The sequence below is a fragment of the Aliidiomarina quisquiliarum genome (assembly GCF_023922585.1).
GTDB lineage: Bacteria > Pseudomonadota > Gammaproteobacteria > Enterobacterales > Alteromonadaceae > Aliidiomarina > Aliidiomarina quisquiliarum.
This window is the reverse complement of sequence record NZ_JAMFTN010000003.1, coordinates 15133-39119: the sequence shown is the minus strand read 5'-3', so window position 1 is coordinate 39119 and position 23987 is coordinate 15133. Positions and strand designations below refer to the sequence as shown.

Sequence of the window (23987 nt, the reverse complement as noted above, 5' to 3'; positions counted from 1 at the left end):
TCTTGGCTCTCTGGCCGTGACGGTGCCGCTGGCTTATCGTCCCTTGTAGGCGTTGACGTTGGCGCTGACGTTGGCGTTGTCGACACTGACGGTGCTACGCCACCCGCAGGCTTATTGTCTTGGCTCTCTGGCCGTGCCGGTGCCACTGGCTTGTCGTCCTTTGTAGGCGTTGACGTTGGCGCTGACGTTGGTGCTGACGTTGGTGCTGACGTTGGCGTTGTCGACACTGACGGTGCTACGCCACCCGCAGGCTTATTATCTTGGCTCTCTGGCCGTGACGGTGCCGCTGGCTTATCGTCCCTTGTAGGCGTTGACGTTGGCGCTGACGTTGGCGTTGTCGACACTGACGGTGCTACGCCACCCGCAGGCTTATTATCTTGGCTCTCTGGCCGTGACGGTGCCGCTGGCTTATCGTCCCTTGTAGGCGTAGGCGATGGTGTTGTTGACACTGACGGTGCTACACCACCCACAGGCTTATTGTCTTGGCTCTCTGGCCGTGACGGTGCCGCTGGCTTATCGTCCCTTGTAGGCGTTGACGTTGGCGCTGACGTTGGCGTTGTCGACACTGACGGTGCTACGCCACCCGCAGGCTTATTATCTTGGCTCTCTGGCCGTGACGGTGCCGCTGGCTTATCGTCCCTTGTAGGCGTAGGCGATGGTGTTGTTGACACTGACGGTTCTACACCACCCACAGGTTTATTGTCTTGGCTCTCTGGCGGAGCAGTCAGGCTTTCTCTTGCTTCCTGAGAAAGCCTATGGCGACTGGATATACCATTCAGGTCGGCATTAAAGTCATCTTCCTTATAACCAAAACGAAGTCCACTGCCCTTAAAATCCATCCCCCTAATGTAATCAGCGTTATCAGCAATAAACTGACGAGCGTTATCCCGCTGGAACCCAGGAAGGATATAACCTAGGTCTCTATTTGAATTATCTTGCGCATCGCTTAACCTAATAAAATCATAATTTGAAGCTGCGAGAGCTGCAAATCGAGCACCTTGATACGCTTGATGTCTCTCATCTAGTGTTAAATCATCTCTCCCTTGGGTAGCATGGTTGTATAAGTTGCTAGTAGCGACATCAATGTGTGCGCTCGGCGAAATAAATTGATGATCTTCAATGCCATCAAGCTTCCCTTCCTCTTGGGCATAACGAAGTGCCGCTATTGAATTAATAACTGACTCTTGACGATCGCTTGGAAGGGCACTGAAAACTTCTCGTCCAGTATCAGTTTCCAAGAACTCAGCAGCTAACATTGCAGCCTTTATTGAATTATTTTCACCTCTATCAATGGCACGGTTAATGCCAAAACGTCTATCATCAGGGTCACTCGTTAGTGTTTTTAAGCCATACCCAACGCCTGTAGCAATTTCGCCGTGCCCGGAATCAATAGCTAAAAAACGCCCTGTATCTTCAACAGCCCGATTGCCTTCAACATCCCATGCATTTTCACCCAACAAAAATCTAGTTAGCCCTGCTACGTCGCTTCCATGTTCTGGTTCAACGCTTTTGACTCGCTTTTCAATTTCTTCTCTGATTTCAGCCTGTCGAGCCTGTGCGGCCTTAAAGTTAGCCTCTTGAGCTTGATATTCTCGACCCAAATCGCCACGATGCTGATGTACCAATCTTTGACCGTCGTCAATTCTTTCACTCGTCCCCGCTGTTGCTTCCCTGTCTACCGGTGCAATACCATTGTTTCGGTCAGCGTAGCTGTTACCGCCCCTGATAACGCCAGCCGCATCGCCAAAACCATTAGCTAGCATTCGAGCTCCTTCGCTTGTGGGGCCACTATTATGGCTGGCGTAAGAATCATAGAGCTTTTGTCCGATACTCATATCTCTAGCTACGTCTTCTGCTGTATCCGTTTCACCGCCGCCTCTCATAAGCCGCTCTGCAACAGCATTAATCCCACCGAAATTCCTTAAAGCAGTCTCATCGATCGAATCTGTACCGGGAACAAATAAACCATCCATTCCAAGATCTCGCATACGATCCACGTCTGCTGAATTTAGATTTCTGTTAATATCAGAAACGACATTCCCTCCAGTTTGACCGATCACATCACGACCATTCAAATTAGTGCCTGCCATAAGGTTTTGCATATTACTTGAGACTTGCCCGAAGCTATCTTGTTGTTGCTGCATTCTTTGCCAAGTGTTCGCTCGTTCTCTGGTGTCGCTGAATGCATCACTATTTGTAACTACCTGCGAACTTGCAATCGCCTCTGTCTTCTGATCTGTAGTCATGCTATTCCACGCTTGACCAAAATCTTCCATTTCACTAGCAGATACCTCTTCACCATTTTTAAATCTATCCATGACACTTNTCCGCGGTACTTGCTGTTTGCTGCCAGGATTCTTGACTCATATTAGTGAAGCCATTTTGCTTAGAGATACCATTTTGTGACTGCATTCCCTCAGCAAAGCTTTGCCTTACGCCTAAACCCTCGGATGAAGTTTGTGCCTCCATCACCGATGAGCCTCGAGATGAGATTGAACTCGCAGCTGCAGAACCATCTATGTTTACACCACTGCTGTCCCTGGCGCTTTTCATTGTTGAAGCGGTAAACCCGGCAGTCGCAAGATTATCTTGGTAATTACCGACAACGCGCTCACCGCTTGGGCCTGTACTTACAATACTTGGAGCGGCAGACTTTCCATCATAGGTACCACCAAACTTGCCCATAACACCCATCAATGAGTGTACCCCTCCGTAAAGCAAAAACATGGCTAGCATGGGTATTGCAGCTACCATGGTCGCCGCTACAACAAGCCCACCTTCGATTTCGGTAATGGTATTTCCTATAGCTCCGTACGAGAGGATTGCCGACGAATCCACATAGGCTGCACCAGGATCAACATTCAATGCTCGAACCACGGCTGTAGTATTCAGGGCGCTTACAAAAACCGCGATATAGGCCCATAAATTTGTGAACACAAGAATCATGAGGTATTTACCAACATAAGCTAAGCCGATCCCGCCAAGGACAGCGAGAAGCATCATCACTGGAGATATGAAAAAGACAAAGGCCTCAAGTGTTGTCATCATCGGCTTGGCCACTTGTAAGAACATATTAGCTTCACCAGCTCGTTGATATACACGCTGCTGTTGAGACTCAAAAACACCACGGCCGAAAGCTACAGCAAGTTGGCTGTTACCAAACGATTCATTTAATTGAGCCGCTAAAAACCGTCCTATCATCAACTCTTGTGGGGTAGGGGTATCAAAGTCTCCAAGCACTTGGGGCAACCATCCAGTTTGTTCCATTTGCACACCCAAAGATGAAAAATGAGTAGTCAACTTACTAGCAAATCCATTTGTATTGATGTATGCCCCAATTGCCATATGAACCTCTCGACACTCCACGTTTTCGGTTGCAGGTTCAGTTAAGTAGTTCTTAGTTCTTAACCAATTTGAGTCATGTGGCTCTAAAACTGCCCAAAGCTCACTCGTAGCTGGTGTAGATTTTATATCCTCTGGAGATGGGCCCTGTATATTCGGAACCTCATGAGCAAGAACAACACAGTCATTAATATAAGTATCCATTGCGAGTAATAAATTTCGCTCTGCAGATATTGCTGTTGGATCTACGCTATGAAGGTGGACAAGCGCTTGAAATGGGCTCATGCCGAGTTGTGATAGCGTGTTATCTGTCCCATATACATCCCCGAAGTGAAGCTGAGAGTCACGCGTTAAGGTTCCAATAAGTGACGATGCTGCCCAAGCTGGTACTGCAGCAATGAAAGGTACCCGCTCAACCACTACTGAATCCAGCGGCGTATTAATAGGCACTATTTGCACATCGAATCGTGGGCTTGTATTTGGCAAAATAAACACGCCAACCATAAGCAAACTAATTAACAACTCTTTAAATGGGTGAGGGTGTTTTTCGTTATCAACGGAATGCTTTACAGACCAAATGAGCAAGCCAATAATAACCATTACAGCTGCAATTTGTGGCAATACGCCTGAATCGTATTGCGCAACAAGCCCTCGTAAAACGTCTACTACAAAGTCATGATCACCTTGTACGGTAATGGGTAAAAGCATACTTATCGCCCCTGGGGATTAGTAATTTGACGTCTAAGCGCGTTTAACTCGACTTGAGCTGATATTTCATTTCGAGCCTCCCTCTGAAGCTTCTGGATCTCAGGAGCTATTATTATAAGCTCGTCCATTACCGCCTCCATTTGCTTAAGCGCATCACTTCGTAAAAGCTGATTTCTGTCAACTGATGTGATAGCGGCCATCTCATTTTGAACTCTTTGAAACTCTTGAGTAAATAGCGAATGAATTGCAGTGAGCAGCTGTTGTTCTAAGAAATTAGAAAGAGAGACTTCCGTAATATTAAATCGCACCTTATCTGCGGCCATGCGGTATGGATTCACGCCAACCATATTGAAAAGCTTCTCCTGATCGGGGTTTAAATCTTGAACTCCCAAAGGGTTAAGGATTCTCTCGAAAACCCCATCATTTGGTATGCCTTCTTGACCGTAAACAACCTCTCGAATCATCGACGTAATTGGCTTGAGAGTAGGGCCGTTTTCCGTATCAACACTGGTACACTGCTGCGGTGGACGAGGGGCATTAGCATTTAGGCAACGATACAATCTCAGTGACCCGGCGGCTTCAGCATTAAGTCCGAAGTATTCTTTCACTGAGAAGGATGGGGCTATACGACTCGAACTAAAATTATTATCTTGAGAAGAATCCTCAACAGAGAGCGTAAAGCCGGCTAGAGACATGAAAAACTCAGCGGCTTCTCTAGCGCTACTTCCAAAAATACCAGGATTAAAAGTGGCTGGCGCATTAAACTCATTAGGCCCCGTTATTGCTCTTGCATTCATGGTTGCAAAATAAATTGAGTTTCCAAGTAATACTTGCTCTGCAGTTGCTCTATCGACGCCTGCAACTTGACCCGGTGCATACTCGTTTCTATCTTGCGCTTCAGCTGGTGAATTAAGCATGCCATTTAAACTCGAGAGAAGTGCGCCACTTGTAGTTGCGACTTCTGCAACTTTATCTTCGGGTGTCGGGTCATCGCTTACCCAATCTCGAATCATTCCAACTTGCTGTTCGCATGAGGCCCGGCTGAATTGGTTCATTCTCGATAGCCCATCTTGAAGCCATTTCATTTCGCCATTACACAATGGGCAAATAGAGGACAAGGCAAGGCCGAAATAATATGCTGAAGCTGATTGAACTAGCGCCCTGCCTGTTTGCGTTAACTGATCTTTTGATATAAGACCAAACGAGCCTCCAAAAATATCAATGCCTCCACATCCACTTGTTATCGATGGAGGCCTAAAGCTTGCGAGGTCATAGGAAGCGCGGGCAGCACGAACTCGAACATTACCACCAGTGAAAATTGTTCCATTCGAATTACTAACCAAACGGGGGTCAGAAGCTTGAACGCTATCAAACAAGTTAGACAGTCCGCTTGCATTCACGGGCACTGTTAGCGCTATAGAAAGACTGAGAGTGGCCGTTATAACTAGGGCTATAAGTTTTAATTTCATCGAGAACCTCCAAGAGCTCGTGCGCCAACAGGACTGTTCATCTCTCGCAACCGCGCACGCAATAATTCAGCCAGATAGCCCGGGTCGTTTTCCAATAAATCAGCATCCGCTTCGAGAACCCCATCTTCGTTCCGAAGCACATTAATATCTCTAACCTCTGTTGTCAGAGCGTACTGCTCGCTCGTTATAGCTCCCATGTCTCTTGCCGCAATAAGTGTTATTCGCTCTAAGTCTGGAAGTGTAATAAGACCCTGGGAGAGAATCGTGAAGTCACTATCACGAACATCATCGACTGTCTTGGCCAGCACCAAAGAGGGTGTGAACTCCAGCCCAAACATGGTTGCAACGCGATGCTCTATATCAAAAACAGTTTCCATCGTTTCTGAACCACGAAGCACTCCACCGTCTAAGGAAACAGCCAGAATATCTAAGTTATAACGGCGCGCGAACTCCCTAACTATTGGCAGCTGCTGCATGCAATACGGGCAGTCTGATGTGTAGAAAAACCAGATGTGAGCCGATTCATTTAATGACTGAATGGTTTGCGTTAGCGCTTGCGCCGTCTCTTTTTTGAAAACATTCAAACTTAACGTGGATGTTGGGCGACGTTGTGATTCATCAAGCTCAGGCTCCATCGCCATAAATTCCATCATGGCGGTACTAAAACGACTCGAAATATCAAGCATTAGGCGCTGAGCATATGCAAATGCAGCAACATTCTCTGTTGAGGGGTTTTCTAATGCCCGAATCTGAAGGGCTTCGATATTCTCCCGAAGCCATGCAACATCAAGAGGTATGCGTTCACGCTTTTCTGGGGCTAGGTCTTCAGGCAACAAAACAGAAATGCCTTGCTCCTCAACAACACTCTCATCCTCTTCAGCAAGCTCATCATCAGGCTCGTGCCAGAACCAACCACGCTCACGCTCATAATAGAATCCTGACTGCGACTGAGCATAAGCTTGACCGATGGGCACCAAAGAAAAAACTAGAAAAATTACTAAAATTCCACGCATAACGTTCTCATCAAGAATATCATGACGCTATAGTAGCGAGGTTAGAAAACAAAAAAGCTCCATTTAGGAGCTTATTTTTGTGGGTAAATGAGGCAACTCAATCTACCAATTGCCCTTGATTATCATAAAGCCACGACAAGAAGAGCATATTCGCATTCGTCATATCCAAGGCGTTAAGCTGAGTACTGCCGCGCGGGACAGGAAGACCTGACGCTTGGCTGGCGACAGAAAAAACCATACCTTTAACATTGAATCTGTTATGCGCAATGTTTTCCATAGATACTGAAGAAGGGCGCAAACAGCGACCATTAGCCGGAGTTCTGTTAGCATGGATTCCTACTTGTCGAATCCGGATAACATGACGAGGAACGGCCCACTCATAGCTAGAAGGGTTGTTGGTTGACAAAGAATACTGCGATAACACTTCTCCCCCTATGCTCAATTGAAACCTATTGCATACTTCAACGAAGGGAGTGGACGCATTTATATTGTGGCGATGGCGACGGTCCAGAACATCAGCGATAAACTCTCGTCCAAGCTCGGCCTCAAGGTAAGAGCGAGACACGCTTGCTGAAGATAAATCGATATTTTCAGGTATTTGCTGAAGGCGATTGGCGTTAGCTTGTGAGCTAACGGATATGAGCAGGGCGCCCACCAAAAGAATTGAAGTTTTAATGTTCATAATTGAAGACCTCTTTTAATTGAAATAAAAGGGTCGTCGTTCCATCTTCGAGCCTACTATCCGACTTTTCGAACCATATCATTTGCCGTTTTCACACCAGATGAATGAGCGCTTACACTTTTATCGGATAAACCTACTACGGCTTGATTATGCTGAGATTGACTTGAACTTTCAACTCTTTTCTTCCTTGCAAGGTATCTACACAATCCACAATGAAGGTTTATATCGTTAATGTCATCAACAATGATGGTATAGCAGGTCTTACATTTACAGTTTACTTTAAGTTCATTGCTAGCGATTGCTCGCAGCAAATGATAAATACGATTGGTTGAAAACTCTGATTTATTTTGCACTCTGAGGTAGAGCACCAAATACAGCTCATAAAGCTGATATGGAGTAATTGGCTTTTTCAAGCTCGCATTATGAGGAAATACTTCACAGTACGTTCTATAGATAAGCTCAGCAAGTATTGCGTTCTCTTTGCTTTTTCTAATCCAAGACACACCTGCGTTATGAGAGCATTTTTCTGTAACAACAACACGACGGCGCCAAATGGAGTAGAGCTCTTGATCCGATGCCCAATTACCCAAAATATTTTTTCGGGTACCCACAGCGGCCAGCTTCTCTAGCACGATGAGCCTTTTGTAATGCTTGGCTACAGAAATCACGAGTCACCCCCGAGTTAAAAATTCGGAAGCGTAAGATAGCGCTTCAGGACAAACATCGTCATGCACCTCATCGATAACCTTAAGGTTTAGGCTATCTAGGCGCAATCGAAGTAGAGGCGCTGCTGGCTTAGAGGCCCCAGCTAAAGTTAACAACTTTGAATGATCAACCTTTCGAAGATTCTCTGCTGTAATTTGACTATCACAGTATGCCCGACAGAGCGCCGGGCTAATTCTTGATATCTCCTTTAGAGCTAAAACCATCTGAAGTTGATGGTGATGCAATGAGCGTACAAACGCTTCAATAGAAGATAAATCGCTTTGAGCCTCAAGATTCGTCATCATAAAAGAACGCCTCAATTATCACTAAAAGTTTCAGGTGAAAATTATATTGCAGTTATTCAAAAGGTCAACCCATTAGAGCAAAAAAACAGACAGAAAAACAGCATTTATTACAAAAACCAAACAAAATAACGCTTTTGGGCAATACAAAAAACACAGAATAAGTAAATCTAGTGGGATTTTGACTTATCTTGCCGTCTCTTTTCATGAAAATAAATTCGAGGATAAAATTAATTTAGGCAGCGATTTCTGCCTATGAATTTGGAATCCTCGCCTGATAGGGTTGGGGAGCAGTCACAGATGAAGAAGGTCCTCACCAGCAAAACCTACATCATCGTCTTTTGGAGTATCTATACGCTGACTATCTTGAGTCACTTGAGCGTTCCTCTCTTTTTCAAGTTCTATTGATTGAGAAAGGCCATGGCCAAGCTGGAGCCAATTTGTCGCCAATCTAACGAGCTCATAGTTTCGCGCTCTTGAAGATGCGAACGTTGATAGATGATCATTAAGTGGTGAGCCATCAGGGATTGTAAAGCGAACCTTAACTCCTTTACTCATGTGCTCACCTTCGCTTCAGCTGCTAGCACTTGTTTTAAGTATTGGATGCCGCCAAAAAACATACCCTCACATACCGCGGTCAAGTGATTCTCTAGAAGTAAGATTTTATGGTTCGGATACGCGCGCTGGATTGCTCCTTTGAAAACTTCTGCAGCTCCTCCCATCAGAATAAAGAGCTCTACGTCCGCTCCGCTCCCAACGTGATTGACCATTTCTGTGACCGCACTTTCTGTTTCTCTCTCAATGATAGGCGAGAAGTCGAATTCGATACCTGCTTCTGTATCATCCTTTTTACATACAGGAAAAGGATAGGTGCGACCTGCGAGTTTTAATTTGTTCTTGTGACGCCAAAATGCACTATCAATAAGCTCAACTGGTATTCGTCCGATACGAAAAACGGCTTCAACTTCCTCGCTTAATCGTTTCAACACATTCGACATACCTAAATCAACAGCTCCAGATCGAGCATTATTTAATTTCAACCCTCTCGACACTAGCCAGTCAAAAGTAAGCATACCCGGATCAACAGAAACAACATTCGACTGAGAAAGCTCATTGAATTCATCTTTTGTTAGGCGAGCGCCGTGATACAACAAGCCGCCAAGTGGTTGGGGAATGCACCAGCACCGTTTCACTGTCATTTTGCGCCCATCAATTTCATGGGTACCTATAACAAGCTTCTTCAAGTCTTCTGCCTTTGACCAATTGTTGACAGGCAGACCAACAACCATGAGATCAATAACATCTTCATCTATATAGCTCATCGCTCCCTGCAATAATGCTTGGTAGTCTGTAGAGTAAATATACTCCGCATTGCGATTACTAACCGAAGTGCTTGATGTGGCAAGGTGGGCTTCAGGACCAACTTCATATTCTGAATTATTAACGACAACCCTTTTTGTATTTCGACTGGATAAGCCGGCACTTAGATCGCTCTTATTTCGATCAACCTTAGCTACTGTACTTGGAAAGCAAAGCACGCGAGGGGAGCCGTCATCCCGAACCCCAGTGATCACTGCTGTGTTTCCAAATCCAACCTCAACTGCTCTTACAATAGACCCCATAACATCCCTCAAGATTTCACAAAGTGTCAAAAAAAGACCGAAAAAGACGCGCTCATTTCGGATAGGCGCATCTTAAACGCGAAAACCAATCAAAAGCGTCACAAAGTGACATAAGTTGCCTTTTATTGACTTGCGCCACGCATTCTGGCTAGACGTCAACCTAAAAAGGTCAAAAAGTGGCAACTTTGGGCACTTTACAGCAGGTATCGTCAGGGTTTTCTCCAGTTAGGGTTAAAAAACGCCACCTAAATGAACGAAAGGGTTAAATCGAGCGTGGCACAATTCCCTTCAAGTTAGAGCATTTGTTTTTTTGTGGTGTTTGCTAAGGAACAGCTCGCGGGGAACAAAGAGACCCCTTGAGTGATCTGGTGAGCCTGAGCATGTTTTGATGAAAACAATCTAGAAGACAAGAGCAGCTTGCGGGGAACAAATACATTCCCAACCTTGGGTTTGAAGAATTATTGATTAATCGGTTCTTTTCTTCCCCCGGAGCAGCTCGGGGGGAACAGATAAATATATACCGTTAAGGTGAGTATGAATACTGACTATCTAAAAGAGCAAGCGCGGCAGTTGAGAGTAATGATTCAGGAAAGCCAAGAAGAAGCAGAATTGGTCATTAGTGAATATTGGGCTTTTTTCAAGATCGAAAACAAGCGCGTCATGCAGGAGCATCAACGGGGAGATAATGAGCGAAAGTTAGCGAGGCTTGCTCCCGTAATTGAGCGCGGCACAGACAATCGAAAACCGAGATTACGCTGGCGCATGTTTGACGGGGTAAGCCGAAAAATAACAAAGAGCTTAAAGTCTAATCGCGTTGCCTCAAAAGCTATTACACCAAGAAAGCGTGGTTACACAGCAGAGCAACTGGAGCGGTATTGCTCGGGCTGGGAGAAAGAGCAAGTTCTCAAAACAGAGAGCCAACTTAAGCTGCTACGAAAATCAATAGATTACTTAAACGATGCACTTCGGGGCATTGAAAGAACCATTCGATACGCCAACCAAGGAGACTCAAATGAGTGAAGTTATCGAAACGCCAGTAGAGGCAAAAGAAAAAGCGAAAGTAAAACCTAGCTCGAAAAAAGTCACACCAGAGCAACGGGCCACCAAGCAAAAGCGAAACGCTAAGCGGCGACGTCAAATGACGGTAAAAGAGCTCGCGGCAACGCGTGTATCAACACGACTTAACGCTGTGTCCATTCGCTCGCACATTGCCAATGATGTGCCATCCGTAAATGTAGATTTTGCATACGAAACATCATTCATGCATAAGTTCATGGCTGAGCGAGGGGATAAGGTGATGCAGGTTGCAGAGCGTTTAGCCGCAACGATGCGGATGCTGACTCAGGAGCCAGCTTTATACCAACAGCTTGAGCAGTGGAACAAAGAAAGTCTGTTGGAAGCAAAGGAATCACTCAAAGCTTTGCGTGCCCAGCGTGAAACGTTAGAGCAAACCTTGCGCAAGACGCAACGTGACTTAAAGGTGAATACGCCTGATAAGTACACAGCAAAACTTGTATTCACCACAAGCATAGGGCGTCAAATTGTTGAGGTTTTGGAGGATGTAGATAAAGAGTTGGCGAAAGCCCAATATCTTTATTTTGCAGGGGCGTTAAACGATTTGCAGCTAGCTGAAGCAAACCGCCAAGGGCTTAACATCATCAATAGCTATATCGATCGTGTATTTAAAATCACATCACCAGGCAAGCGGGAAGGTGGTGGTCGATTTGAAGCATCAGCATTGGCGGCTTACTTAAAAGCGGAAAAGGAGCCGGCCGCTAAGCCAGAAGAAAAAACAAAAGAGAAAGCAGAGGCATAATCAATGCTTGAGAAGCTTAAGCGATGGGTTAACGGGGGAGTCTCGCTCAGTAGCGCGCCAGACTCCCGCCGTACGCCAAAAACGCAATCATCGTTTGATGATATCTACGGGCGGGAAGTGGAAGACGCAGAGCTTATCATGTATCCACCAGCACACGTCGGCATCCCGGTTTTTAGCTTGAGCGCCATTAAAAAAAGATATGCTCGACAGATTGAGTCTCTAATAAAACACGGAGGTGTAGGCGACCATAGAAAAACCGAAAGTGGTGAGCTACTGCGAGAGAAGCTTTTCAATGAGATTATTGACAACTTCATTGAGTACGCGCACATGGTGCCTGCGTCAGAAGGATACCATCACGACAAGCCAGGTGGTTTGTTGGTGCACTGCCTCGAAGTGGCAACAATGGCAATTCGCATAAGCAGAAATGAAAAGCCTGCAAGTAACGATGGATTTATTGATATCCAAAGAGAGCAGGAAGCTCGAATGCCTTACGCTGCATTTTTAGGTGGGCTTTTGCATGACTCAGGAAAGCTATTTACCGACGTAAGGGTAAGTGCGCTTTACATACTGCCCAATGAAGCGGGAGAAAAGGATGTCCTTGTTCAAAAGTCTGATTCGAACATTCCTGATTGGAGACCGGAGCGTGAGAGTCTACTTGCCTGGGCAATGCGATTTGGTGTGACGCGGTATTCCGTGACCTACTTACCGACACGCATCCATCGTCGTCATAACAGCCAATCTGCACAGCTCACATCAAAAATACTCAATGAGCAAGCCGTTGATTACCTTGTAACTAACAACGTTAATTTGCATGAAAACCTAACAACAGTGCTTAGCGGATATGGAGGCTCAAAGGAGCATCTAGCTAGTATTATTCGTCGCGCGGATGCAAAGTCTGCATCTGAAGATGCCATTCGAATTCATTCAGCATACACGGGCATGCGAAAGCTCAGCGGCTTTCAGAAGATTTACAAGCTGATAAATCTTGCGTATCCACATTGGGTATACAACAAAAGTAGTGCCCACGCTTGGTGTATTAGTGGGAGCGTCTTTTTAAGTTGGACGCGGGCGTTTGATTCAATCATAGACATGTCGAAGCGAACTGGAATATTCATTCCTAGATCAGCAGGTTTCCTTGTCGAGCTTATGCTTGAAAACTCCATCCTCAAGGAGTTTGGTGGAAGGGATAAGACGGTGAAGTTTCACCCAGGCAAATACACCTTAGTAGATATAAAAAAAATTCACAGCGGAAACACCACACCTTCATGGCACCACATTATCGAGGTGCGGGAATGGAATACCATCTTTGACGGAGAGGCGCTGCCAAAAAACCAACCGGGTATCATCCATGCGCAAAACGCCAAGGACTACCTTCTGATCGATAAGTCTGGTGAAGTTACCATCTATAAAGAGCAGGATATCGAAATCCTCATCGAGCAAGACGAGAAAGGTCAGTCACTTTCAGATAAAACAGTCAGCACGGACACGCCTCAAGCAAATACGCCTGCAAGTGACAGGAATGAAACTGATGAAGCACCAGCCAAGCGAGGCAAAAGCAAAGCGAAATCAGAAAGCGCCAGCAAAGAAGCATCTAGCAGCAAAGGCTCAGGTCAAGAGCTTTCCTCTGGAGTACCGAAAGCAAAAAGCAAGATCAGTCCGGCGATGATTGCAAAAATGGCTGAAGACGCAAAAAGGGAGTCGACTGACAAGGCGAAAAGCAATGCCCCGGATAAAACACCAGTAGAGAAGGCCGAGACTCCTAAAAATACCACACCAGACACTTCTAAGCTGGAAACGTTAATCCCAAGTGGTGTTGCTCCCGAAAAATCTAAGCACAAAGGTTATGTAACGTTCAATGCGGGTCAGATTGGAGAGGCGCTAAAACTTACAGCAGCAGAAGCGATAGAAGCACTCATTGAGAAAGGCCTCCCGTTCTGCGATGTCCCCGGTGAAGTAGATCAGCTAATAGAAATTTCAAACATTAAGGGTGAGGTGAAACTTTTAGCGTATATGCGCGAAGAGGATGCCAACACGGATACCCCCAAGCAGTCGTCAGCAAGCGAAAAGAAAACAAGCAAGAAGGTTCAGCCTAAATCAATATCACCTGAAAGTTCACCGCCAGATTCAATAAGCAAACAGAAAGCTCAAGCGGAAAAGGATACACGCACACCTAAGAATCGGACAAAAGATTCAACGCAAAAGATAAAGGGCACCACAACAACTTCTTCTTCTGGAAAGCAAACGGCGAAGCCGTCCTTACGGGATATAGAGAACGGGGGTGTAGAGGATGCTAATCAATCGCAGTTGGATTTAGTAATGGACACGGCTGCAGAAGGGGATACGAAAAAAGCCAGAGAGAAATCAAAGGGTGTGAATTTACCTTCAACAAACGCTGTGGCGACAACCATTATGCATCACTGTCAGGCGGCGCCAGAGGGCTCTATCGCGTATTACTTGGAGAAACTTCACAAGGCTATGCCTGATTTTGAGTTCTTATATAACGATGATTTAAAAGCGGTTGGTTTTGATCGTGATTTTTCAAAAGCATTGGTGAAGTCAAAGCTAGCGACGAATTTATCTGCAATCGGCAATTTGCCTTTTGTCATTTTCGAGCATTTCCCAGAAGAGTCGGATGAGAACAATGTGTATTGGTACTCAGCGCCGATCATCTATTTGCATCTTTCATATTTATCCAAAGTTCAACTTGGAGACTTGAAGTAATGGCCCAGCGTATCAACCCGTTATTTATAGAGAACATTTTCAGACCGGTGTACGAGGCAAACATTTCCCTAGCGTGGGCTGCAGGAGCGGTTGCAACGCCGGCTATGGGTTTTGCCTCATCAGGTGTGGGCGGATTGGCATTTAGCTCGATCATGTCTGGCTTGATGGCAGCAAATGCTGTGCGTTGGGGTATGAAGGCATCACCGCTGCTTAAGCGTCACTATCGACTTCATACGAATACGATGACATTTATATCTGAGACAAAGTTAAGAAAGCTTCATGATGTGGAGAAGCGATTTGGCAGTGAGAAGGAGCGTCAGAAGGCGACAAGAAAGCTGTATCTTGGCGATGGTTTTAAGTGGGGCAATGAGCATTCGAACCGTGCCTATCAAATCATGGACTTTGACGCTGAACACACTGATGTGCAGCTCCCTTTTGCGCTGAAACTTTTACGAGGAAAAAAAGGAAAGGACACAACCGAGAAGTTAGGTGGCTCCCCTTGGATACACGGTATTGGTAAAGAAGAAAAGCAAGAGGTTGATGAAGAGTCGCTTTATGGTCACGGGATTATATTCGGTAACGTCGGTACGGGTAAAACAACGTTATTGAAACTTTTAAGCGTGGGCTTTTTGCATTTAGGGAATGTACTTATCTGCCTGGACCCCAAGGACGATGAGGAATGGAAAGATGTCATCAAAAGGGAGCTTGCATGGATGGGTATGGGGCATCGCTTCTTTCATGTGAAACCTTCAGAGCCATCGAAGTCAGCGCGTATGGCTTTGCTTAAAAGATACAATCGTGTGACTGAGATTGCAGATCGAGTAGCACCACTAATGGGTGGCACAGGCTCAAGTAAAGGCTTCCAAGATTTTGCGTATTCCATTATCTATTCTGCGGCATTGGGCATGGAGTTTATCGGTGCACCGATTAGCCTGGTCAGCATTCAGCAATCGCTGACTCCAAGTGGGAAAGGCGAGTTAGCGCGTAAAGTATTCAATCGCTATTACGAGACTGTCGTGGGAAGTGATTGGAAAGAAAAGTTGCAGGCGAGTTTAGATGAGTATGGAGAAAGTCGCTTGGAGCAGATGGTGAATTATTACTTTAAGGTATTAAAGCCTGAGCATGGCCAGAGCACTCCGGTCGAAAAAATGTGGGAGTTAACATCGCACGAAGAAGGACACTATCAGAAGATGGTTGTTACTCTTAAGCCGGTATTAAATGCATTAACGGCCGCTCCTATGGACGACATCTTTTCACCGAAAGACAGCTGGGAAGGGACGGTTGAAGGGGAGATGGAGGATTTGAGTCGTCCGATGGTCGATTTTGACGATTTAATGGAGCATGGTGGTGCGCTCTACATTTCGCTTGAAAGTTTGAGCGATGGTCAAACGGCTGGGTTCTTATCTCGAATCATTATGGCAGAAGCGGCAGCGGCGGCCGGTCGTCGTTACTCGAAGTCAAAAGAGCCGGGTGTTGAGCCACGCCGCATTACCATCATGAACGATGAGGTACAGGCCTCCATTGAGAATAACGATGCAATGATGAATCTTTTGGCTATGGGTCGAGCGGCTATGTTTCAGCTTATCCTGGCGACACAGACGCGTTCAGACTTGATTGCCAAGATGGCGAACGAGGCTACTGCCAACCGATTCCTAGGTTTAACGAACAACTTCTTTAGCATGCGCTCTACCGATCCGGCGACACAGGAGTATGCAGCCAAGCAATTTAACAAGACATCGGTAACGACCTTGCAAGCTCAGACATCCCAGAACACGGATTCAGGCAAAGGGCTTGGAGATTTCAGCTCGAGTCGTGGCACCCGTGCGATGAAGGCGAGGGAAGACGCATTTCCAGAGCCTCTGCTTGGTGATCTACCAAAGCTTCAATACATCTGTAAGTTGGCCGATGGTCGGAAGTTAAAAATGAGACTTCCAATCTATACGAATCAGACACAGCCGAATGAGCGCGCGCCGTGGGTTATCGGGGAGTATCGATATGTGTGATTTCCCCTCAAAGCGTCTATCTGAGTATTTTGGCGTATCCTTTGAAGATGCGTACCTAAAGACGCGCATGGCAGATTATCTTTCCAAGCTAAAAGTTTCAGAGCCAATTCTCTACATGCTTCTTCAGCGCCTTCACGCTTACTATCCAATTACCCTGGACAGCAAGGATGGGGAGTCGCCGACGCTTATAGTCATCGCTGCTTGCGAAAAAGAAGACATACATCGGGAGTATTCTCTATCCACGGAGCATATTGCACGGGAGTATTTAATGCCGAAACTTACAGCTTACTTTAATAGTCTTGCGTACGGCCGCAAGTGCATCAGTGACAAGATGCCGACCAAGTGGGACTGCACTGACAGTACGCTAGAGGCGTGGTCAAAGCAGGCGGGCGTTCGACGGGCCTACATATCAACCATACCGGTTAAACAGCCAAGTACGCTAAGTGATTATCAGCGAGGTGTTCTGATTGCAAAAATAGCACTCGGTACGATGAGTGATAATAAAGTCACTAACATTCAGGTATCGAACAAAAAGTTCAAGAGTATCGAGTTTCCACATTTGACACCTATAGCGCTTCGTCGATGGGTTGATAAAGTTTCGATGACGCATTCGGGCATTGCTCATGTTTGCAACCATCTTTACCGGCACTACGGCACGGTCCAGTATGAAAGCAAGCCTTACATCGACAGTATTATTCAGCGAGCTGGGAAAGTTTGGACGACCTCATTAGATGAGAACAATATTCCGGTAGCGTACAGAGATTTTGTCGATTGCATTCTCGAAGGTCTGAATGAGCTTTTCTGCGCAAAAGTTTCAGGAAAAACGAAAGGTGGCGAATATTTCATTTGGGAGCCACACAGCCAGAGCTTAAAAGAGTGGGTAACCAAGCATGACATTGACGGCATTGACATTGAATGGGGAGCACTCAAAAAAACGTACTTTGAAATCATCCAGTCTCGCATTTCTATTATGCGCGTTGTACTTCGACGCGTTGATTTAACGCTTTGGGGTATCCCGCTCCCTGGTGATTATGAAGTTAGTGTTTCGGTGTAGGGGTTAAAGATGGCAAAAGAAAAAAGTAAGCGTGGTGCGATAGCCTTTGTAGTCTTCGTTTCGCTTATTGCGTTATTTGGATCGCTATTTCTCATCTCGAATGAAAAGTTCAGGGCAAACTTAAGTAAAGAAGTTGAGCATGCTCAAAAGAGTTTGCATAAGAAAGACTTTGACTCTATCGAGCAAAAGACCAATGCGTTATTTAACAAGGTTGCACACGACATTGGTGTAATCAGGTGGGCTGGCGCTGCGCTACTTCCAAAAGAAGGTACGGAAGATATTTTCTTAAACCAGATGTTACCTCAAGAGATGAACTATCGGTTTGTGAATAATCTTCAATACACCATTTACCAAGCGGCGTTTCGTACGCAGATGCTTTGGTTTTGGTTTTTCGTCATGCTGCCGATTGTCATCGCGTTCATCGTGACCGGTTATTACCAGTGGAAGATTAAGCATTTTAGCATGCAAAGTGGGAGCACGATTGCTATCAAGTTGTTCTTCTCTGGTTTTATCACTCTTGTTTCTACATTACTTGTTTACATGTTGTTTCCAAGTTTGGGGATTGCGGGGACTTTCATATTGCCAGCATTGGTAATTTTAGCCATGGGTTATTTTGCAGGCCGTGCCATTGCTTCATTTCATATCGACTTTTAAGGGATATTTTATGCTGAAATTTTTACGTAGGAACGAACGCGAAAATGCGCCATTGAATCAGCTTGATTTGTTCAACAAACGTAGTGGTCAATTTTTCCGCGTGTATCGCCGTCACATGATGATGAAAACGATACTGATGATTTTCATTGGCGTAAGTGTTGCTTACTCACAAGGGCTATTAGAGCGAGAGGATGCGTCACCTTACATACAGATATTGGAGCTTGACGGAAGCATAACGGGAGGCTCTGGCGGCATGGGGTATCGTTTTTCGCATCGATTTTTAAATGCCACGAAAGATCCAAAAGCAAAGGCGATAATGATACGGGCGAACTCCCCAGGTGGGAGCCCAATGCAGTCTGAGATTATCTTCGATACGATTTACGATTACACGCGAGCGCCGATGGATGAGCGAAAGCCGGTGTATGTTTCAATTCAGGATACGTGTGCCAGCGCGTGCATTCATTCTGTTTCTCCTGCAGATTTCATCGGGGCGCATCGAGCCTCGGTGGTTGGTAGTATTGGTGTGATATTTTCAAGCTGGGATGCATCTGAGTTACTGGGTAAGTTGGGTGTGGAAAGGCGTGCACTTTACCTTGGAGAGCATAAGGCAATTTTAGATCCATTTCTTGAAAGTGATACGCAATCCAATGCAATTGTCGAGGAAGCGTTACTTATCCCTATGTATGAAAGTTTCACGCAAGATATATTAAAAGCCCGCGGAGAAAAGCTAAGCGACATGCACGATGATTTATTCTCGGGTTTAGCGTGGTCAGGGCAACTTGCGCTTGAGCGCGGCTTAGTTGATGAGTTGAAAAATACGATAGCAATTGAGCGTGCTTTAGAGGAATTAGTGGAGGTAAGCAACTACAAGTCAGATGAAAAACCACGATTCAACCTGCTTCGAACACTTGGGGCAAGGTGGTTGGCGAGTCAAAATTTCATGTGAACCTCCGCGCGAGACACCTTCGGTTACGGAGGGGTAGTCAAGCAGTCGGTTATTTACACCCAAAAAAACCACCCAAAACGAAGAAGACTGGAGAGTTAAATGGTGTTTAATACGCTTGAGAGTTCTCATTTATCAGTCAAGGAGCATTTTACAATGCAAACATTAAATTCTACTGCTGTGCTTCAACAAGCATCAGCACCTATACAAGAATCAAAAATCAAGCAACACGCCAAGGCGATGTTTTGGGTGTTATTAAGCTTAGTATTTGTTGGCGCAGTTTATGCCCAAGGTGACGATGCAGGCTTTGTTGATATCGACGCGCTTGATCAGCTTTGGACCTTCTTCTCAGGTATAGTTACAGGGATGTTAGGCAAGATTTTGGCATTACTAGCGCTGGTAGCTTCTTTCTGGCAGGGTTTTGAACAGAACTGGCGTGCAGCTGCAGGTGCCGGTCTAATGTGTTTAGCATTGGCATTTGGTCCAGCTGTCATTAACGGCCTGTTCAGTGCCGGAGTTCCGATTTAAGTAAAACGTTTACATCGGTATTGGAAACGTGCCATTAGCCCTGCCATTGAGTGGGGCTTTTTTTTACTTAAATTGGAATAATCTTTCCCTTTCAATACTCGGCTTCATTTAACGAAACGCTTATTACGTGCCCGGGTGCCTACGGCAAGCTTTGGCAAAAAACTCATTTACGTACTGATTTCTTCACCTAAATGAAGAATTTTGTCTATGCATCGGATACATAATGCAGCGATATGAATAAAGCTTGAGGTTGCTATGTCTGAAAAGGACCCGAATCAGTATCGGATTCCATACCGAATCAATGAACCACGCACCTTAATTTTTTACCCGGTGCATCATATCTATCCGTTAGCTGGCTTGATATTTCTTGGCATTTTAACAGGTCACTTTTTGTCACTTTCAGCATTGGGTTTTGGTTGGTTTTTTATGATTCGTCGAATCGAAGCGAAATTCCCGAAAGGATACTTATTAAGCCGAATGTACTGGAGTGGCTGGGCGATATTTATGAAGCAATCGCAGTCATTTCCCGATCCATTAAAACGTGATTATTACCAATAGGCGCCAGAATGACAAAATCAACTCGATTGAAAAGCAAGTTATCGCGTGGCATTGACGATTACATGCAGTCTCGCAAGATACTCTTTGCAAGTAATGTTCTCCTCGGCGTTTCATGTTTGGTACTGGCGATATCGACGTTTAGCACACGCACGGAGGTCATTGCTATCCCCCCCCATATGAATGATGAGCTTCGCATTTCGGGTAACCGCGCGAATGAAGTTTACAATTTAGGGTGGGCGTCTTTTATTGCTGCCCAAGCAGGAAACATCAATAGCAACAATGCTGATTTTGTGATGGGCATGATGCTGGATTTTATGTCTCCTAACTTGCGGTCACAAACAGAGGATGCATTGCGCCAAGAGGTTCAGTTGCTCATCGGTCGCGGTGCTGAGCAGCGCTTTAGCGTGGATAATGCGGTTTATGATCCGGCGCTGAATGTTGCCTGGGTGTGGGGCCGTCGTGAACTAAGACTACCGGGCGTAAAACCACGTGTATCTCGATGGACGTATGAAATTCGAGTTGTCCCCAACGGTGCGAATCCTCGAATCACCTATTTAAACGCCTACGAAGGAACCCCCAAACGCCGGGCACGCCCAGAGCTTCAAGAGGTGAATCCATTTTTAACCACGGAGCAAGAGCTTCGCATGATTACGATCGACACTGAGGCACCAGTAAGGCAAAGAGAGATTCCAAGCAATGCCGCCCCTGCGGTAACAATAGATTTAGACGTTGAAGATGAGGTAGAGACTAATGAAGGCAATTGATATAACCACTAAGGCATTACTCGCCTCGCTATTTAGCGTCACGTTGATAGCAAGCGCGATTGCAGATGAGCCAGAGCCAGAGGAAGTATCGGGATTTGCTTTACCGGTCACCGAAGTTCAACCAGAGCGTTTAAATGAAAGTGAAATTATGAAGCGTGCACGAGCGGCGCAAGCGGAGTTATCAGGAGCAGGCACTCAAATCCGACGTCGTGAATTTGATGCATCGGTATTTAATAACAATGCAAATCTACCTGAAGATTACAGCGATCGCAACTTAGACAGAGTGAGTCGTGAGCTTATGCTGGCGCGTGACCCTGGCATTGAACCATATTTAGATGAATTTGGTCGCCCAATCCAAAGAGCTCAACAGCGAGCTACACCCTCGAATGAATTTGTGGAGCGGGTGCGTCGAGAGTTTAAGCCGGAGCAATCATATACCTTAAGGCCTCGTCAAAACCAAGCCATTCCGGTTGGTGTTGGTCTTATGAACAGTATTGAAACAAACTTTAAGTCGGTAGCAGTGCGGACCAGTGACGATGCTTCGATTATTGAAATTGAGGATGGTTACATTTACATCACGCCCAACGGCATGGCTCCAATTGGTATCATCGCTTATGAAGATGGCGTTCTAGAATCACAAGTATCACTGCTACTGGTCCCGGCGAATGCACCGCCTGCAATGGTTGATGTCAATGTGCAGATGACCACACAGATGCAGATAAAAGCACAAGAGTATCAAGCGCGTTTAGAGAAAGAGCGCATTGAAGCTCGCGCTGAGAGTGAGCGTCGCCGAAGTGAATTATCAGGATCACGTCAGTCCGGCCATACCCGTAGCATTGTGGATACATTGACCCCAGTTGCTCGTGGTCAAATACCGCAAGGCTTCTCACTGAGTAGCAGCATCCCTGAAAGATTCAAATACCCTTGTCGCGTTGCTATTCGTCATGAAACTGGCCAACGTTTATCTGGCGGTACCGAATATATTGATGTGGTCATTATGCACAATGATTTAGACCATCCTTACGAGGTTCGTGAAGAGATGTGTTTGTCTGAAGATGCTAAAGCGGTTGCAATTTTCAAGGCTAGTTATCTTATGCCAGGGGAAGAAACAGAAATTTATATTCTTCGAGACAAAGAGTTTTACAACAACCGAAGCAATCACAACACACGTCCACGTTTAACCTTTGGAGATCGTTGAAATGGAGCGGATTAAAGATTTTTTGAGCGATAATCCGAAAGTTAGAATTGGTCTTATTTTTGGTGTTATTGCTATTCTGATTATCTACATTGCTCACAAGATGAATGAGAGCGAGCAACGCTCTAACGAAATGCGAATTGAGCAGCGACAAAACGAGCGAGCGGAGCCTATTTCATTTTTTGGAGCGCAAAGTGAAGTAGCCCGAATGGATGAGGCACAAGCGCAAGATTTAGTAAGCACACTGAATCAGCGCATGGCAGAAAAAGAGTCTGAGCTTGATGCGCGCGAGGAGCGGCAACGTCACGAGGTGTCTCAACTGCGCGAAGAGCTTGCAGAAGTTATGGCAGAAATTGCTAGATTAAGATCTGCATCCACCCCACCCAAAAATCAACGTGACGGTTATGTTGTTGAAGGCTCAGCGCGTCCATCATCACCACAACCTTCTATGGAAGAAGAGCGCCGGTTAAGTGCCCAGCACCAACCTCAGCAGGTGCGTCGCCAGCAATCGGAAATTATTACAGAGTCACCTCAACGGACTGGGCGTGTAATTCGGACTATTACACAGCGTTCGATTCGAGAAGTGAATACAAGTGGTGAAATTAACGAGCATGATATTCCAGAGTCACGCATTTTGACCGAAAGACGCTTGCAAGCTGAGCGAGAGGAAGAAGAAGTAGGTGAAAAGCGGCGCCTACGCCAGCAGGAAGAAGCTGAATTCACATTGGCCATGGGCTCTCTGATTTCTGGGACCACGTTAAATGGTGTAGCTGCGCCGACCGCAGTAGGGCGCTCTGACCAACCGATTCCAGTGCTAATGCGCATCAAACAGATGGCGGCTATGCCTAACTTTTTCACGCTTGATATACGGGACTGTCATATTCTCGGCTCATCCATTGGTGATTTGGCGAGCTCACGGGTTTACATCCGAGCGGAGGGGATTTCCTGTATCACAAAGGATGGTCGAGCCATTGAGCGAAATATCACAGCGTATGCGGTATCGAGTAAAGACGGTATGGCAGGAGTAGAGGGTGAAGTGGTTACCCGATCGGGTGAGATGTTGGTTAATACGATGCAGGCTGGTTTCTTATCTGGTTTTGCTCAGGCCGCCACGCCCCAGCGCGTACAACCCATTAACACAGACCCATCAACACGAACGCTCTACCAAACAGAGAATTTAGATCGGATGGCAGGCTCAGGCATGCTCACAGGTGCCAGCAACGCGCTTGATAAAGTAGCCGATTATTACATGACCATGGCGGATGCGATGTGGCCAGTGGTTGAGATTTTACCGGGTGTGCAAATCGATTTTATTGTGCAGCGCGGAATGACGATGCAGCTTGGAGCACCGGAAGGTGAGGAGGAGCATTACTATGACTAAGACAACAGCGTTACCTTCATGGATTAAAGTGCTTTTAGTTGTCGTGGTATCGATTGCTATCACGGTCACCATTACAGCGACACAGACGCGCAATAGCATTGAGATATCCATGCAACGTTATCATGAGGCGCATGGTGTAAATGTGCCGAAAATCATGGTGGTAAACATGGAGGAGATGAACAAAGGCTTTATGGAAAATGGCGCGGACACGAGAACTGCGCTCAGGGCCATTAATGCCGTCATTGGCCTATTGGACAAAGAAGGCTATTTGGTTCTTCATTCTTCATCGGCGCTTTCGGTACCAGAGGCCTTTGGTTTCATAACTGATGATCATGAGAACATCATTGCGATGGCAGAGCGTGAGGGTATTGATATCAATTCAGGTGTCGATAATGCCTTGCGTGCTGCGCGTCAATTCATGGAATACTTTGACTCGTTATAGTCACTGTTAGTTGAGTTGAAGACCCCGCGCCATACGGGGTTTTTTTGGTCAAAAAAAAAGCGCCACACCCGGAGCAACCAAAGGC

At 45.9% G+C, this 23987-nt stretch carries 20 protein-coding genes and 1 pseudogene; 13 read left to right on the top strand and 8 right to left on the bottom strand.

Going from position 1 to position 23987, the window contains the following annotated elements; genetic code table 11:
• The 8 genes and pseudogenes from M1L23_RS00225 to M1L23_RS00190 form a co-directional block, all read right to left on the bottom strand.
• Nucleotides 1-2318, bottom strand: a pseudogene (locus M1L23_RS00225) (hypothetical protein); the annotation flags it as partial.
• Nucleotides 2311-4050: a conjugal transfer protein TraG N-terminal domain-containing protein gene (locus M1L23_RS00220; RefSeq protein ID WP_252624921.1), complete on the bottom strand. Its 1740-nt coding sequence runs from the start codon at nucleotides 4048-4050 to the stop codon at nucleotides 2311-2313. The gene M1L23_RS00220 and the pseudogene M1L23_RS00225, both read right to left, overlap by 8 nt.
• 2 nt (nucleotides 4051-4052) lie before the next feature.
• On the bottom strand, nucleotides 4053-5519 hold the full coding sequence (locus M1L23_RS00215) for a conjugal transfer protein TraH (RefSeq protein WP_252624920.1): 1467 nt from the start codon (nucleotides 5517-5519) through the stop codon (nucleotides 4053-4055).
• On the bottom strand, nucleotides 5516-6532 hold the full coding sequence (gene traF / locus M1L23_RS00210) for a conjugal transfer protein TraF (RefSeq protein ID WP_252624919.1): 1017 nt from the start codon (nucleotides 6530-6532) through the stop codon (nucleotides 5516-5518). The genes M1L23_RS00215 and traF overlap by 4 nt, the downstream gene beginning before the upstream one ends.
• 97 nt (nucleotides 6533-6629) lie before the next feature.
• Nucleotides 6630-7214: a hypothetical protein gene (locus tag M1L23_RS00205; protein ID WP_252624918.1), complete on the bottom strand. Its 585-nt coding sequence runs from the start codon at nucleotides 7212-7214 to the stop codon at nucleotides 6630-6632.
• A 56-nt stretch (nucleotides 7215-7270) separates the two neighbouring features.
• A complete protein-coding gene (locus tag M1L23_RS00200) occupies nucleotides 7271-7882 on the bottom strand; it encodes a FlhC family transcriptional regulator (RefSeq protein WP_252624917.1) in 612 nt (203 codons plus the stop codon).
• 633 nt (nucleotides 7883-8515) lie between these two features.
• Nucleotides 8516-8779: a hypothetical protein gene (locus M1L23_RS00195; RefSeq protein ID WP_252624916.1), complete on the bottom strand. Its 264-nt coding sequence runs from the start codon at nucleotides 8777-8779 to the stop codon at nucleotides 8516-8518.
• The gene (locus M1L23_RS00190; protein ID WP_252624915.1) at nucleotides 8776-9843 is read right to left on the bottom strand and encodes a ParM/StbA family protein; all 1068 of its coding nucleotides are present in this window, start codon (nucleotides 9841-9843) and stop codon (nucleotides 8776-8778) included. Before M1L23_RS00190 ends, M1L23_RS00195 begins: the two co-directional genes overlap by 4 nt.
• Nucleotides 9844-10377: 534 nt before the next feature.
• Between M1L23_RS00190 and mobI the strand changes: the two genes are divergently transcribed.
• The 13 genes from mobI (at nucleotide 10378) to M1L23_RS00125 (ending at nucleotide 23902) form a co-directional block, all read left to right on the top strand.
• Nucleotides 10378-10863: a conjugative transfer protein MobI(A/C) gene (gene mobI / locus M1L23_RS00185; RefSeq protein ID WP_252624914.1), complete on the top strand. Its 486-nt coding sequence runs from the start codon at nucleotides 10378-10380 to the stop codon at nucleotides 10861-10863.
• Nucleotides 10856-11659 (top strand): hypothetical protein, encoded by an 804-nt coding sequence (locus tag M1L23_RS00180; RefSeq protein ID WP_252624913.1) that lies wholly within the window; start codon nucleotides 10856-10858, stop codon nucleotides 11657-11659. Before mobI ends, M1L23_RS00180 begins: the two co-directional genes overlap by 8 nt.
• A 3-nt stretch (nucleotides 11660-11662) precedes the next feature.
• Complete coding sequence (locus M1L23_RS00175; protein ID WP_252624912.1) at nucleotides 11663-14380, top strand: TraI domain-containing protein; 2718 nt, start codon at nucleotides 11663-11665, stop codon at nucleotides 14378-14380.
• A complete protein-coding gene (traD, locus tag M1L23_RS00170) occupies nucleotides 14380-16383 on the top strand; it encodes a conjugative transfer system coupling protein TraD (RefSeq protein ID WP_252624911.1) in 2004 nt (667 codons plus the stop codon). Before M1L23_RS00175 ends, traD begins: the two co-directional genes overlap by 1 nt.
• Nucleotides 16376-17437: a hypothetical protein gene (locus M1L23_RS00165; RefSeq protein WP_252624910.1), complete on the top strand. Its 1062-nt coding sequence runs from the start codon at nucleotides 16376-16378 to the stop codon at nucleotides 17435-17437. The genes traD and M1L23_RS00165 overlap by 8 nt, the downstream gene beginning before the upstream one ends.
• 9 nt (nucleotides 17438-17446) lie before the next feature.
• On the top strand, nucleotides 17447-18091 hold the full coding sequence (locus tag M1L23_RS00160) for an IncC plasmid conjugative DNA transfer DtrJ family protein (RefSeq protein WP_252624909.1): 645 nt from the start codon (nucleotides 17447-17449) through the stop codon (nucleotides 18089-18091).
• 10 nt (nucleotides 18092-18101) lie between these two features.
• Complete coding sequence (locus tag M1L23_RS00155) at nucleotides 18102-19037, top strand: S49 family peptidase (RefSeq protein WP_252624908.1); 936 nt, start codon at nucleotides 18102-18104, stop codon at nucleotides 19035-19037.
• Between the two features lie 153 nt (nucleotides 19038-19190).
• Nucleotides 19191-19562, top strand: a complete 372-nt coding sequence (locus M1L23_RS00150; RefSeq protein WP_252624907.1) for a hypothetical protein — start codon at nucleotides 19191-19193, stop codon at nucleotides 19560-19562.
• A gap of 255 nt (nucleotides 19563-19817) precedes the next feature.
• Entirely contained in the window at nucleotides 19818-20120 is a 303-nt protein-coding gene (gene traL, locus M1L23_RS00145; protein ID WP_252624906.1) for a type IV conjugative transfer system protein TraL, read from the top strand.
• Nucleotides 20121-20128: 8 nt separating this feature from the next.
• Nucleotides 20129-20884 carry a TraE/TraK family type IV conjugative transfer system protein gene (locus M1L23_RS00140; protein ID WP_252624905.1) on the top strand — a complete coding sequence of 252 codons (756 nt, stop codon included), beginning with the start codon at nucleotides 20129-20131 and terminating at the stop codon, nucleotides 20882-20884.
• Entirely contained in the window at nucleotides 20871-22082 is a 1212-nt protein-coding gene (locus tag M1L23_RS00135) for a type-F conjugative transfer system secretin TraK (protein WP_252624904.1), read from the top strand. The genes M1L23_RS00140 and M1L23_RS00135 overlap by 14 nt, the downstream gene beginning before the upstream one ends.
• A 1-nt stretch (nucleotide 22083) precedes the next feature.
• Complete coding sequence (locus M1L23_RS00130; RefSeq protein ID WP_252624903.1) at nucleotides 22084-23460, top strand: TrbI/VirB10 family protein; 1377 nt, start codon at nucleotides 22084-22086, stop codon at nucleotides 23458-23460.
• Nucleotides 23453-23902 carry a hypothetical protein gene (locus M1L23_RS00125; RefSeq protein ID WP_252624902.1) on the top strand — a complete coding sequence of 150 codons (450 nt, stop codon included), beginning with the start codon at nucleotides 23453-23455 and terminating at the stop codon, nucleotides 23900-23902. The genes M1L23_RS00130 and M1L23_RS00125 overlap by 8 nt, the downstream gene beginning before the upstream one ends.
• Nucleotides 23903-23987 lie beyond the last annotated feature (85 nt).